We start from the raw sequence: 13,859 nt of genomic DNA, 5'->3' as shown, positions 1-13,859 counted from the left end.
TTGATTTTGACAAAAAGAATAAGCAATATATTTCTAGGGGTGAATTGAGAAACGGTTCGGAGATAGTTCCTGCCTCTTTTACTTTCTATTTGGATAGAGAATTCATTAATGGTGTCATAAATTTTAATTAAACCATTTAACGCTATAAAATTGAAAAGCTCAGCAAACGCTGGGCTTTTTTTATTGCTAATAATTTAAATTTTTAGAACAAGCCGTTTATTTCAGCATCAATTTTATCAATAATAGTTCCTAAATCTTCTTTGTTTTGTTGAAAGTCTAATCCATCAACATCGATAATTAGTAAGTGCCCTTGGTCGTAAGAAGATATCCAAGCCTCGTAACGTTCATTTAGTCTAGATAAATAATCAATACGGATTGAGTTTTCATAATCACGACCTCTTTTTTGAATTTGTTCCACAAGGTTAGAGACCGATGAACGTAAGTAGATGAGAAGATTAGGGGCAGGAATGAAGTTATTCATGAGTTTAAAAAGACTTTGGTAGTTTTCAAAATCTCTGGTACTCATTAAGCCCATAGCATGTAAGTTAGGTGCAAAAATATGAGCATCTTCATACATTGTTCTATCTTGAATAACATCTTTATCGCCTTTATGTATTTCTTGTACTTGACCGAATCTGCTATTCAAAAAATAGATTTGCAAGTTAAAAGACCAGCGTTGCATGTCTTTGTAGAAATCATTTAAGTAAGGGTTGTCGTCAACATCTTCAAATTGTGGTTCCCAACCATAATGTTTTGACAATAGGGTTGTTAGTGTGGTCTTTCCTGACCCAATATTTCCTGCTATGGCTATGTGCATACGTTTATTATTTTGCTACTAATTTAAAGGAATTTCTAATATTTCATAGTGTTTTCAATAATTTAAAAATGGATTCTAAATGATTTCTATTATTCGATAATCTTGGCACCTTAAATTGACGACCTAACTTATTTTGAGATTTCATCCATTTATAGAAAAATCCAGATGGTACACTATGTAGAATTGGTTTTTGTAAAGCTAAATTTTTATTTCTTTTTGCGGCGTAGTCAGAATTTAATTTCTTGAGGTTTTCATCAAGTATTTCTGTAAATTTATCAATATCATCTGGACTTTTGTTGAATTCAAAAACCCATTCATGAGCTGCTAGTTTCGAATCTGTCATATATATAGGTCCAGCCGTATATTCATTGACATTAGCATGAGTTTTCTCACAAGCAATTTGTATGGCTTTCTCGGCATTAGCCATTATAAGTTCTTCTCCAAAAGCATTTATGAATTGTCCAATTCGACCATTTATTTTTATTCTGTATGGGCTTACACAAGTGAAAACAACGGTATCGCCAATAATATAGCGCCATAGTCCTGCATTAGTAGAGATAACCATAGCATAAGTTTTTCCTATTTCTACTTCCCAAAGTGGTATGGCCTTTTGTTTGTCAATTTCTTCTATTGGAATAAATTCGTAAAAAATTCCATAGTCTAGCATGAGCAACATTTCATCGCTATTCTTTTGATCTTGTATGCCGAAAAACCCTTCAGATGCATTGTAGGTCTCTAAATAATTGATGCCTTTTGGTATCAACTTTTCAAATTGATTTTTATAGGGCGTAAAATTTACTCCTCCATGCATATAAAGTTCAAGGTTTGGCCAAACTTGACTAATGTTTTCTACTCCTTTAAACTCTAGAATTTTATGAAATAATACAAGCATCCATGAGGGTACACCTGAAATTGTTCTAACATCTTCTTGGGCAGTAATCAGTGCCATTTGTTGTATCTTCTTCTCAAAGTCATTCATTAAACGAATATCCTTATTGGGGGTTTGATGAATATTTACCCAAAAAGGAAGATTATCGACTATAATAGCTGACAAATCGCCGTCCTTTTTATTTGTGCTAAGAGAGGGTTCGTGGCTACCTCCCATTATAACACTCTTGCCGTTGAAGACTTGAGTTTCAGGATAATTGTAGCAGTACAGCGATAGCATATCTTTTCCTCCTTTAAAATGACAATCCTTGAGGGATTCATTGGTAACTGGAATATATTTACTTCTATGACCACTTGTGCCTGACGATTTCGCAAACCATTTGCTTTCGGTAGGCCATAATATATTTTCTTCGCCTTTTCTTAATCTTTCAATAAAGGGCGATAAATCCTCATAATTTGACAAAGGGACTCTTTCTCTAAAAGTAGAGTAGGAGCTTATTTCATTAAAGTGATATTTCTTTCCAAATTCGGTGAATCGTGCTGTACTAATTAGGCTTTCTAACCAATCTTTTTGTACATCATGAGGGTATTTTACAAAGAGTTCTATTTGATGAATGCGTTTTCGCATTACCCACGACATTAGAGTATTTTTTATAGAAAATATCATATCTTGTACTCAGGAAATATTTGAATTTAAAAATACTATTTTGAAATGAAAATAACAGGTTCTTTGTTAAAAATGAAGTCGGAAATTTCACAACCCATTAAGTATTACTTACCCATAGGTAGTGAAAGTGTTGAAATGAATTCTCTGATAAATAAGCCCGTTAGATTTACTTTTGAAAATCAAATTTTTTGCACCAATTGTGGTTCTAAGACTTACAAATCATTTAATCAAGGTCTGTGTTACCCATGTTTTCAGTCCTCTCCCTTAGCATCAGAATGTATCATACACCCAGAAAAGTGCCAAGCACATTTGGGTATAGGTAGAGATATGGAATGGGAAAAGAAATACCATTTAACTCCACAGATTGTTTACCTTGCTTTAACGGCTAATGCCAAAGTGGGTATCACTAGAAAGCCTCAAATCCCAACACGTTGGATTGACCAAGGTGCTGCACAGACTATAATATTGGCAGAAACGCCAAATCGTTATTTAGCAGGAGTTATTGAGGTAACATTAAAGGATTTTATCGCAGACAAAACGCATTGGCAAAAAATGTTAAAAAACGAAATCAATACAAGTATTGACTTAATCGCACTAAAAGAAGAAATGAAAAGTTTTTTGCCTTCTGAATTAAAACAATATGTAGTAAATGATTCTCAATTACTAGATTTGAATTATCCTGTTCTTGAATATCCTAAAAAAGTAAAAAGTATGACCTTTGATAAACTAAGCGTTGTAGAAGGTACTTTGACAGGTATTAAAGGTCAATATTTAATGTTTGATTATTTGAACGTTTTAAATATCAGAAAACATCAAGGCTATGTGGTAAGTATTGAGTATTAAATCTCAATTTCTTCACCAACTTCGAGCTTAAATCTTTTTCTTATCAAATTTATTACAAGGTAAAGAATAGGCGTGTCAATTAATGCCATTATCACTTTAAACAGAAAGCCATTCAATAATAAGACCCAAAATTTATCCCAAGCAATACCACCTGCCAAACATAATAGCACTAAAACTGTTGCAGTGTCAACAAGTTGTGAGCTAAAAGTAGAAGCGTTATTTCTTAACCATAGGTGTTTGCCATTGGTTAGTTTTTTCCAAAAATGAAATACTCTAATATCTATAAATTGAGCCAGAAGATAAGCTAACATAGATGCGCCAACTGCTATACCTGTCAATCCAAAAACATTGGAAAAAGTTTCATCATTAACAGGTGACCATTCTGTTGCTTGAACGCTATTTGCAAGCATAACTATACCAAGAACAAAAATACTAGCAAATAAGCCTGATAAAACTACTGAGTTAGCTTTCTTTCTGCCATATATTTCAGAAATGATATCTGTCACTAAAAAGGTAATGGGGTAGGGAATGATACCCGCTGAAATCTCAAAGGTATAAATGCCAAATGGAGACCAGGTAAAAAATTTTTGAAAAATCAGATTACAGCATATTAGGGCGGCGATAAAAAGACCGCTAAGTATAAGGAAAAGTGATTGTGCCTGAGATTTCAAATGAGAATGTTTGATTAGTAAATTTCAAATTGATGAGGCATACGCATTTGTATTTTATCCATATTAATCAACTCATTGACCTTTTGATAATATGGATAGGTCTTGCCAAGTTCATTTTTGATAATTCCACTTCTTACTTGACTTCCTAAATCTTCAAAGATTTTTTCAAAAGGATTTTTTTCAATGGGTAATTTAGTGATTCTGTAGGATTCTAGCTTAGCCATATCTGCAGCAATATTAATAGCATCTTCCATGCCTCCTAAAACATCTACTAAGCCTAATTCAATAGCATCTTTTCCTGTCCATACTCTACCTTGACCAATAGAGTCAACTTCTTCTTTAGTCATATTCCTTCCTTCGGCAACATGCGTAATAAATTTATCATAAATCATCTCTACTTGATTTTGTATGATAGCTCGTTCGGATTCATTTAACGCACGTGTTGGTGAGGCCAAATCAGCAAACTGATTAGTTTTTACTCTGTCAGTAGTAATGCCTAACTTATTTTTCATCATTTTTTCAAGATTCATCAGGACGCCAAATACACCGATTGAACCAGTAATAGTTGTAGGATTAGCGACTATGGTATCGGCTTTACATGCTATGTAGTAGCCGCCAGAAGCTGCAACATCTCCCATTGATACGACCACGGGCTTTACTTCTTTAGCTAACTCCATTTCTCTGAGAATAGTTTCAGAGGCCAAGGCACTACCGCCAGGGGAATTAACTCTTAGCACAATGGCTTTAACTTTTTTGTCTTTTCTAGCTTCACGAATAGCTTCAGAGGTTGTTTCTGAGCCAATATTTTCATTATCTCCTTCACCACTATTGATAGCACCCTGGGCAAAAATAACAGCTATCTTATCTTTTGAGAACTTTTTCTTTTTACTGACTGGTACATTAGCGTATTCTTTGAGTGATATTTTTTCAATTTTTGCATCACTTTCAAGATTTAATTTTTTTCTCAAGGAGTCGTCAACTTGATCCTGATATTGTAAGGCATCAGCTAATTTGTAATCAACAGCATCTTCAGCAGACTGAATCAAGAAATTTTCTGCAATATTATTCAATTCTTCATTAGGCAAATTTCTACCACCAGAAACCCCTAATTTTACATCTTCCCAAATTGAATTGATAAAGCGTTGAACTTGCTCTCTATTAGAATCGCTCATCTTGTCAAGCATAAATGGCTCGACTGCACTTTTGAATTTTCCGTGTCGTATTATTTGCGGTTCTACTTCCAATTTCTCTAGGGCTTCTTTAAAAAACATACCCTCGTAGCTAATTCCTTTGAATTCTATAAAACCTTCTGGATGTAGGTAAATTTTATCAGAAACAGAAGCAATATAAATTGCTTTTTGAGAATATATTTCGCTGTATGATAGAATAAATTTATCTGTAGAGTCTTTAAACTCTTGTAGCTTGTCACGAATTTCTTCTAATGTTGCCATGCTGGCGTTGACCATATCTATATTCAGATAAATTCCTTTGATGTTGTCATCATGTTTAGCTTTATCAATGGATTTAATGATATCGTCTAAGCCTAAAGATGACGATTCGTTATTCAAAGAGCTAAAGTCAAAATCAAATTCGGATGTTCTATCAATTATTTTTTCAGAAAGGGTTATCTCTAAAAGGGTGTTTTCTTTGATTTTCTCAACTTCTTCCATACTTGATGATAGACCAATAACTATGAAAATTAAAACAATGATAAAAAAAGAAATTAGTGTAACTAAAACAGATTTTAGGACACTTTTGAGAAATCGTAGCATAGCTTTTATTTTATATTTAAAGTGTAGCAAAATTACATTTTTTATTCAGATTACTTCGTTTAATTTAAAGCCTTTATCTATTTTCGTTTTTATGAATACAGTGTATTTGCTTTTAGGTAGCAACTTGGGTAATTCTAAAGAGTTATTTCAACAAGCTATTCGTATGTTGGAGTTGAGTGTTGGTGTTGTCAGTAGCTCATCATCTTTGTATGAATCGCCACCTTGGGGCTTTCAGCATGAAAATAATTTCATGAATCAAGCCTTACTAGTTTCTACTGAATTATCCCCTCTTAAAACCTTAGATGCTTGTCTTTCAATAGAGCAACAATTGGGAAGGATAAGAGCCAATACAGATAATTATGAAGCAAGAACTATTGATATAGATATTCTTTTGTTTAATACAGAATTAGTTAATGATACTAACTTAATTATTCCACATATTCATTTACAGAATAGACGATTTGCTTTATTACCTTTAGCAGAAATCGCGCCTAATCAAATTCATCCAAAATTTGACAAAACCATTAGTCAATTGTTGTATTCTTGCAGTGACAATTCTGATGTAAGAAAATTATGAGTTATCAATTTATTACTATAGAGGGAAACATTGGTGTTGGTAAAACTACCTTTTCGAAAATGTTAGCTGAAGAACTTGGCTACCGTATTGTTTTAGAAGAGTTTGCTGACAACCCTTTTCTTCCAAAATTTTACAATCAGCCTGAACGCTACGCTTTTTCTTTGGAACTTTTCTTTATGGCAGAACGTTACAGACAATTGGGTGATTTACGAGAGCAAGATTTATTTTCTAAAGGAATTGTATCGGATTATTTCTTCGTAAAATCTAAGTTGTTTGCCGAAAACAACCTTAGTGATGACGAGCTTTTGTTATTCAATAGATTATCAGATATAGCGTTGAAAAATTTGCCAAAGCCAGATTTAATCATTTATCTGCATTCAGATATAAAACGTTTGCAAGAGAATATCAAAAAAAGAGGGCGAAGTTATGAGCAAAATATCTCTGATGATTACCTTTCAGACATTCAAAATAAGTATTTCGATTTCTTCAAAAAACACTCAGAATTCCCAGTTCTAATTGTTGATGTTAGTGAGGTTGACTTCGTAAACCAGAATAATGTTTTTCAGCAATTACTAAGTTTAACAACTCAGTTATACGATAAAGGTATTCACCGAATTACTTTAGCATAAAAAAACCTGACAAGTACTTGTCAGGTTTTCATTAAATCCTATTTATATTTTTAATTCACTAATGCTTGAAAGTCGGCATTATCTTTAAGATTTTTAAATTCAAAATCTTTTACTGCATCGTTTTTATAATTAGCATTCATTTGAATAGCTTTAGATAAAAAATCAATACACTTATCGTAATTTCCAGTTCTAGCATTAACTATTGCATTTAGGTAATTCCCTTCTGCAGTATTATCAGTTGTAGCAACAGGATTGCCATTCATCAACTTGGCTAATGTAGCATTATAGCCATTGCCTTTTAGCTTGGCAGTAGCTGAACTATAATCTCCAGTTTTGATAGCTAAAATACCTTTGTTAGTATCCGATGCATTTGATGAGTTATATAATGATGCTGCCTTATCATAATCTCCTTCTAAAGCTGCGACGATACCTTTGTTTTCATTCACTTCAGGAGCATTTGCATTGTATTTTGAGGCTTTACCCAACATATCAATTGCTTTATTCATATTCTTTTCTTTAATATAAATCCCCGCTAAATTATTATAAGCTCTATAATCATTAGGGAATGACTTGCTGACGGTATTATAGATAGTCTTTTTAATTGAGTTATCCTCAATTAATGAAGCAGCGTAAAGCATTTCTTTAATATCAAGTTGAGAAGGGTCTGCTATAGCAAGAGAAACAATATCTTCATCTGTTTTCTTAGGTTCATATACTCTCAAAGTAATAGTTGCTTTTCTTAGTTTAGGCAATACATCATCTTCTATAGCGTCATAAATTTCAGCCATATCTCTTATAGCTTCTTCTCTTTTTTGAGGATCTTTTTGATTTCTAACGATGTTCAATACTTTATTTTTATCCTTCATGTCAGAAGAATTAACCAGTTTGTTGAATCCACCCCAATCTTCGCCTTTAGAACTTTTAATGTACAGATCATTATTGTTAGCACCTTCGACCTTCAATTTTTTCATTAATTGTTTTGCGTAGCTAAAAGTAGATTCACCTCTGTTATCTGATACTTTATCATTTATATCTAAAGTTCCTTCGGGTGAAGCATAAGAAGTAATCTCTATATTTTTAGTTTCATATCCCAGTTTAGCAAATTCTTTCAAGCGTTTAATTTCGTCTGAGCTTTTTTGAGAATACCTAACATTAGACTGATTAACTGTGAAATAAATGACTGCCGTTTCTTCTAGTACGGTTACCTTTTCGTAAGTGTGATTAGAAATAGCAGCTTCTTCACTGTCTTTTACTCTAGTAGCTGTAGCCATTACACCTTCAGCAACTTTAATAGCACCTAGACTCTTACTGTTGTCATTCATTGTAGCAATAGCTGTGGCGAATAAGTCGTAATCAGCCATTTCCTCACTATATTTAACAGTGCTTTTGTAAGTAAATTGACCGCCAGTTATGTAACCAATAGTCTTACCATTGCTAGAAATTTTTTCTCCTTGAAGTTTTACAGGATCAAAAAATACTTTAGCTTCACTATCAGCAGATGGAGCAAGCATAGCTCTGAAGTCAGCCTCTGCAGTTTTTTGGAAATATTTTTCAGGAATTTTTACTTCAAGCTCAATTTCTATATTTCCACCGTGAACTTCCACTTGGGTAGGGGTAACAGTGAAGTTTAGCGTGTTAAATTTTGAAACCATAGAATCTAGTCCACAAGAACTGATTAATAGTATAAGTGAAAATAAAAGAGGTAATCTGAAAAAGTGTCTATTTTTCATTTTGGAAATATGATTAAAGATTAAATAGTTGTATGCAAATATATGTTTATTAGGCTAATATATAAATCTGTATATTTTAATTTTGAATATCAAATTGTTAACAATGCCAACGTAACAAAATTTAAGTTATTTTAGCACCTTATTAAATTATCTTAAACTATGAAAAAATTAATGCCATTATTGTTGGCGATGTTATTATCTTCATTAGCCACTTTTTCACAAAGCAAAAAGACAAATTATAATTCAATTTCTTTAGGTGCAGATTTTTCATCTAATGTATTTCTTGGTGATATAAAGCAACACGACTTTTATCCTTCTTCATATGGTAACTTCAATGAGTTTCGATTTTCAGGAGCTTTAAATGCTAAGAAAATGTTCAATAACGTATATGGACTGCAGGGAGAAATTGGAATAGGTAAATTAGCAGGGCTTAGGAGAGAGTTTGGAAAATGTAAACACTGTTCAACAGTTTACAACGAGTCTATTGACACCTCGTCAACTAAGTTTAAAAACAGATATTTCAATTACGATGCTAGTTTGTTGGTTAATCTGTCTAATTTGGTGTTGAACACAAACAGGTATGAAAAATCAAAAATCAAAGTCATTGGTGAGTTTGGATTGGGACTTATTTCTTTCCGAAGTGTTCTTAGAAATTTAGAGAAAAGTCAGATACTTGCTTTAAGGGGCTATGAATCCAATTATGAAAATAACGAATTAAAAAAGAGAGATAGACAAACGGAGTTGTATTACAAGTTCGCTACCCAGTTGATATACCCATTAAGTGATCGTATTGACCTCTCTGGAAAAGTAAAATACTACATTGCTAACTCAGACGATTTAGACCTGACTCATTATTCAGCTAAAGATGTCAACGGAGTAAAGAACGATAAATTTGTCACTTTTGCTCTTGGACTAACGTTCAATTTAGGGCCTAAGAAATCTTCTTTGCACTGGTATAATCCTCTTGATGAAGTATATCACACTCAAAGTAAATTAAAAAAGAAGGTACAGTCAATGTCTAGAGATTCTGATGGCGATGGTGTGGCTGACGCCTTTGATAAGCAAAATGACACTCCAGAAGGAGTAGTTGTTGATGGTTCTGGAGTACCTCTTGATGTAGATATGGACGGTGTTTACGATTATCAAGATGAGGATTTGTTCACTGTAAAAAATGCCAAAGTAAATGCTAAAGGTGTTGAGGTTGATAGTGACGGTGATGGTGTTCCAGACAGTAGAGATTTAGAGAAGTCAGCTAAAAATGCTTTAGTGAATTATCAAGGAATTACGGTCAATAAAGCCAACTCTAATAATGCTAGTGGCGTTACAATTTTACCGTCTTTGTTCTTTAATACTTCAAGTGATGTAATTCGTCAAGAGGATTTTAAGCGATTAGCATTAGCAGCGCGAATTATGAGAGATAACCCTAAAGAAAAGTATTTTGTTGTTGGGCACGCCGATAGTCGTGGCACTATAGAATACAACGCTGATTTAGCCAAGAGAAGGGCACAGTCGGCAATTAATTATTTAGTAGAAGCTTTCGGAATAGATGCCAATCGCTTGGAAGTCGTTTCAAAAGGAGAAACCAATCCATTAGTTTTAAAACAAGGTTTTGATGCATCTTCAGAATACGAAAATTATCAGATAGAAGCTTATTTGAATGAAGTCAATAGAAGGGTTGATTTTATTATCAAAAAATAATAGTTAGCCTATTTTACGGCTTAAATCCCATAGCACTATCCCAACACTTACGGATACATTAAAAGAGTGTTTCGTTCCGTGTTGGGGTATTTCTATAACGTCATCACTTAGTTGGATAATTTCTTCGCTCACACCATTGACCTCGTTGCCAAAAACTAAAGCTATTTTTTGAGATTTTTCCATTTCATAGTTGTTTAGGTTGGTGGCATTGTCGGCTTGTTCAATACTAACAATTTTATAACCTTTTTCAGTAAGTCCTTTTATGCAATCTGTACTATCCTTAAAGTATTCCCAGTCCACAGACTCCGTTGCACCCAGAGCTGTTTTGCGAATTTCGTTTTTTGGTGGTATTGGGCAAATGCCGCAAAGCATAATTTTTTCAATCAAAAAAGCATCAGAAGTCCTAAAAACAGAGCCTACATTGTGTGCGCTGCGTACATTATCTAGTACAATTATGATAGGTACTTTTTTTTTGTTTTTAAATTCTTCTAAATTGAGTCTATTTAGCTCCTTATTTTTTAACTTACGCATCTTTTATAATGAAAGTACAAAACTATATAAAATAGACTCTTGGCAGCTAAAAAAAATACAACTGTAGCTAAAGTGACACCACTTATGAAACAATACAACAGTATCAAGGCTAAATACCCTGATGCTATGTTGTTGTTTAGAGTTGGAGATTTTTATGAAACTTTCGGGGAAGATGCTGTGCTGTCATCTAAAATTTTAGGTATAACACTAACTAAACGGTCCAATGGCTCATCTAACGATGCTTTGGCGGGTTTTCCACATCATGCTTTAGACACCTATTTGCCAAAGTTAGTAAGAGCGGGTCAGCGAGTAGCCATTTGTGATCAATTAGAAGACCCTAAAGCCACTAAGAAAATTGTAAAAAGGGGTGTAACCGAATTAGTAACTCCAGGCGTTTCCTATAACGATAAAGTACTTGACCAAAAGGTTAATAATTTTTTAGCATCTATTCATTTTGGTGCTAAGGATATTGGGCTATCTTTTCTAGATATTTCTACAGGCGAATTTTTAGTTGCTCAAGGACAAGACGAATACATTGGCAAGTTATTGCAAAGTTTTAATCCTTCTGAAATTGTTTTTCAAAAACAGCATCACAAGAAGTTTTTAAATTTATTCGGAGACAAATACTACACCAGCACATTAGAAGACTGGGTGTTTACATCGGAATTCTCACAAGAAAAGCTTTTATCTCATTTTGGTACAGTTTCACTCAAAGGTTTTGGTGTAGAAGCATTGACAGAAGGCACTGTAGCTGCGGGGGCAGTTTTACACTATTTATCCGAAACACAGCACCACCATATCAAGCACATTGCTAACCTTCAGCGTATTGAAGAATCAAAGCATGTTTGGATGGATCGTTTCACTATTCGAAATCTAGAATTGTTTCATTCTTCCAATGAGGGAGCGACCACTTTAGTGGACATTTTAGACCATAGTATTACTCCTATGGGCTCAAGGCTGTTGAAAAGATGGGTAGCATTTCCATTAAAAGAAAAACAACTTATAGAAGACCGATTGTCAGCTGTCGAATTTTTGATGCAAGAAAGCTCTGAAAAGGAAGATGTTATTAATCATATCAAAGAGATAGGAGATTTAGAACGACTCATTTCTAAAGTAGCTACTGCTCGAATAAACCCCAGAGAAGTGGTTCAGTTAAAACGTGCTTTAATAGCTATTGAACCAGTCAAAGAATTTTTAGAAAATTCCAATAATAAGGCACTTATTCAACTTGCTGACCATATTAATTTGTGCGAGTTTATCAGAAACCGAATTGAAAATGAAATTGATGATAATGCACCCATAGCCATAAATAAAGGGCAGGTTATTGCAGAAGGAGTGAATACAGAACTTGATGACTTACGTTCCGTATCTAAAGATAGCCATTTCTTACTTCAACAAATACTTGAAAGTGAAACGGAGCGCACAGCTATACCTTCTCTAAAGATAGCTTTTAATAATGTCTTTGGTTATTATTTAGAAGTACGCAATACTCATAAAGATAAAGTGCCAGAAGAGTGGATTAGAAAGCAAACACTAGTCAATGCAGAACGCTATATAACTCAGGAGTTAAAAGAATTGGAAGTTAAAATTTTAGGAGCTGAAGAAAAAATATTAGCTCTTGAAACACAATTGTTCAATGATTTGGTGTTAAGTTTAATAGATTTCATTCCTGATGTACAAATTAACGCTCAGCGAGTAGCTCAATTAGACGTATTACATTCTTTTGCAGAGCTTTCTAAAAGGTATCGTTACTCTAAACCTCAAATTTCAGAAGACTATGGTCTAAGCATAAAAAATGGTAGACATCCTGTCATTGAACAGCAACTAGCCGTTGGAGAAGAATACATTGCTAATGATATATACTTGGATAGAGAACAGCAGCAGATTATCATGATTACTGGTCCTAATATGTCAGGTAAGTCCGCAATTTTAAGACAAACAGCATTAATAGTTTTACTTGCTCAAATAGGATGCTTTGTTCCAGCCGAAAGTGCTACAATAGGTCTAGTTGATAAAATTTTCACTAGGGTAGGAGCTTCGGATAATATTTCCCAGGGGGAATCTACTTTTATGGTAGAAATGAACGAAACAGCCAGTATCCTAAATAACGTTTCGGATAGAAGTTTAATTCTTCTTGATGAAATTGGCAGAGGAACGAGTACCTACGATGGTATATCTATAGCTTGGGCCATAGCTGAGTTTTTACACCAACATAGCACACAAGCTAAAACACTATTTGCGACACACTATCATGAGTTGAATGAAATGACTAAATCATTTGAAAGGATTAGAAACTTTAATGTATCAGTCAAAGAAATAGGCAATCAGATATTATTTTTAAGGAAACTAGTTGAAGGCGGCAGTGAACATAGTTTTGGTATTCACGTGGCAAAAATGGCAGGCATGCCTAAATCAGTAGTTGATAGAGCCAACATTATAATGAAACGCTTAGAAAAAGCTCATGCTTCGCAAGAGAATAAGGCAAAAGACCTAATTGCTAAAGACGATGAAATGCAATTGAGTTTCTTCCAATTAGATGATCCTATTTTGGAGCGTATCAGAGATGAAATTCAAGATTTAGATATCAATTCATTAACGCCTGTTGAGGCATTGATGAAATTGAATGAGATAAAAAAGATGACAGGCAAATAAAAAACAAAAGAGGGTTTGTGTAATCTGAAAAATATATTACATTTGCCCTCCAATTGCGAGTGTAGCTCAGGGGTAGAGCATCACCTTGCCAAGGTGAGGGTCGTGGGTTCAAATCCCATCACTCGCTCAACATCCTCTTTTTTAAAGAGGATTTTTATTGAATTAAGTCCAAGCCCAGGTGGTGGAATTGGTAGACACGTTGGACTTAAAATCCAATGGACAGTAATGTCCGTGCGGGTTCAAGTCCCGCCCTGGGTACTTAGAAAATCCCCTTATTCTCTAGTAGAGTAGGGGGTTTTCTATTAATATTCCCAACATATTCCCAACAACCTTAGAAAAGGTCTTAATTTTGCGTGTAAAATATCGATGTTCCCCCATCCGATG

Annotated in this window: 11 protein-coding genes and 2 tRNA genes; 7 read left to right on the top strand and 6 right to left on the bottom strand. The window is 33.9% G+C overall.

All coding sequences use genetic code 11. The features are described 5' to 3' along the window. Positions 1-202: 202 nt before the first annotated feature. Both ISP71_04690 and ISP71_04685 read right to left on the bottom strand, forming a co-directional pair. Entirely contained in the window at positions 203-817 is a 615-nt protein-coding gene (locus tag ISP71_04690; GenBank protein MBL6663383.1) for a deoxynucleoside kinase, read from the bottom strand. Positions 818-860: 43 nt separating this feature from the next. Then, positions 861-2,372, bottom strand: a complete 1,512-nt coding sequence (locus tag ISP71_04685) for a GH3 auxin-responsive promoter family protein (protein MBL6663382.1) — start codon at positions 2,370-2,372, stop codon at positions 861-863. A 45-nt stretch (positions 2,373-2,417) separates the two neighbouring features. On the opposite strand from ISP71_04685, the gene ISP71_04680 reads away from it, so the two are divergent. Continuing rightward, a complete protein-coding gene (locus ISP71_04680; GenBank protein ID MBL6663381.1) occupies positions 2,418-3,215 on the top strand; it encodes a DUF2797 domain-containing protein in 798 nt (265 codons plus the stop codon). Here the strand turns inward: ISP71_04680 and ISP71_04675 are convergent. Then, positions 3,212-3,886 (bottom strand): queuosine precursor transporter, encoded by a 675-nt coding sequence (locus ISP71_04675; GenBank protein MBL6663380.1) that lies wholly within the window; start codon positions 3,884-3,886, stop codon positions 3,212-3,214. The two genes, ISP71_04680 and ISP71_04675, sit on opposite strands and share 4 nt — an antisense overlap. Positions 3,887-3,900: 14 nt before the next feature. Beyond that, a complete protein-coding gene (gene sppA / locus ISP71_04670; GenBank protein MBL6663379.1) occupies positions 3,901-5,658 on the bottom strand; it encodes a signal peptide peptidase SppA in 1,758 nt (585 codons plus the stop codon). A 91-nt stretch (positions 5,659-5,749) separates the two neighbouring features. Between sppA and folK the strand changes: the two genes are divergently transcribed. Further along, positions 5,750-6,235 carry a 2-amino-4-hydroxy-6-hydroxymethyldihydropteridine diphosphokinase gene (gene folK, locus ISP71_04665; protein MBL6663378.1) on the top strand — a complete coding sequence of 162 codons (486 nt, stop codon included), beginning with the start codon at positions 5,750-5,752 and terminating at the stop codon, positions 6,233-6,235. After that, positions 6,232-6,864: a deoxynucleoside kinase gene (locus ISP71_04660; GenBank protein ID MBL6663377.1), complete on the top strand. Its 633-nt coding sequence runs from the start codon at positions 6,232-6,234 to the stop codon at positions 6,862-6,864. Before folK ends, ISP71_04660 begins: the two co-directional genes overlap by 4 nt. Positions 6,865-6,914: 50 nt before the next feature. Here the strand turns inward: ISP71_04660 and ISP71_04655 are convergent, their stop codons facing one another. Beyond that, positions 6,915-8,594, bottom strand: coding sequence for a hypothetical protein (locus ISP71_04655; protein MBL6663376.1), 1,680 nt, complete (start codon positions 8,592-8,594; stop codon positions 6,915-6,917). 159 nt (positions 8,595-8,753) lie between these two features. On the opposite strand from ISP71_04655, the gene ISP71_04650 reads away from it, so the two are divergent. Beyond that, the gene (locus ISP71_04650) at positions 8,754-10,292 is read left to right on the top strand and encodes an OmpA family protein (protein MBL6663375.1); all 1,539 of its coding nucleotides are present in this window, start codon (positions 8,754-8,756) and stop codon (positions 10,290-10,292) included. A gap of 3 nt (positions 10,293-10,295) precedes the next feature. On the opposite strand, the gene ISP71_04645 is transcribed toward ISP71_04650, so the two are convergent. Further along, positions 10,296-10,823 carry an RNA methyltransferase gene (locus ISP71_04645; GenBank protein ID MBL6663374.1) on the bottom strand — a complete coding sequence of 176 codons (528 nt, stop codon included), beginning with the start codon at positions 10,821-10,823 and terminating at the stop codon, positions 10,296-10,298. Between the two features lie 84 nt (positions 10,824-10,907). Between ISP71_04645 and mutS the strand changes: the two genes are divergently transcribed. The 3 genes from mutS to ISP71_04630 all read left to right on the top strand — a co-directional run bounded on the left by mutS (position 10,908) and on the right by ISP71_04630 (position 13,733). After that, on the top strand, positions 10,908-13,475 hold the full coding sequence (mutS, locus tag ISP71_04640) for a DNA mismatch repair protein MutS (protein ID MBL6663373.1): 2,568 nt from the start codon (positions 10,908-10,910) through the stop codon (positions 13,473-13,475). Between the two features lie 55 nt (positions 13,476-13,530). After that, positions 13,531-13,602 (top strand) — tRNA-Gly (locus ISP71_04635). 45 nt (positions 13,603-13,647) lie between these two features. Beyond that, positions 13,648-13,733 (top strand) — tRNA-Leu (locus tag ISP71_04630). Positions 13,734-13,859: the final 126 nt, after the last annotated feature.

Source organism: Flavobacteriales bacterium (genome assembly GCA_016779995.1).
Lineage (GTDB): Bacteria > Bacteroidota > Bacteroidia > Flavobacteriales > UBA7312 > UBA8444.
Note: the sequence above shows the minus strand (reverse complement) of the source record. Positions and strands in the feature narration are given on the sequence as shown.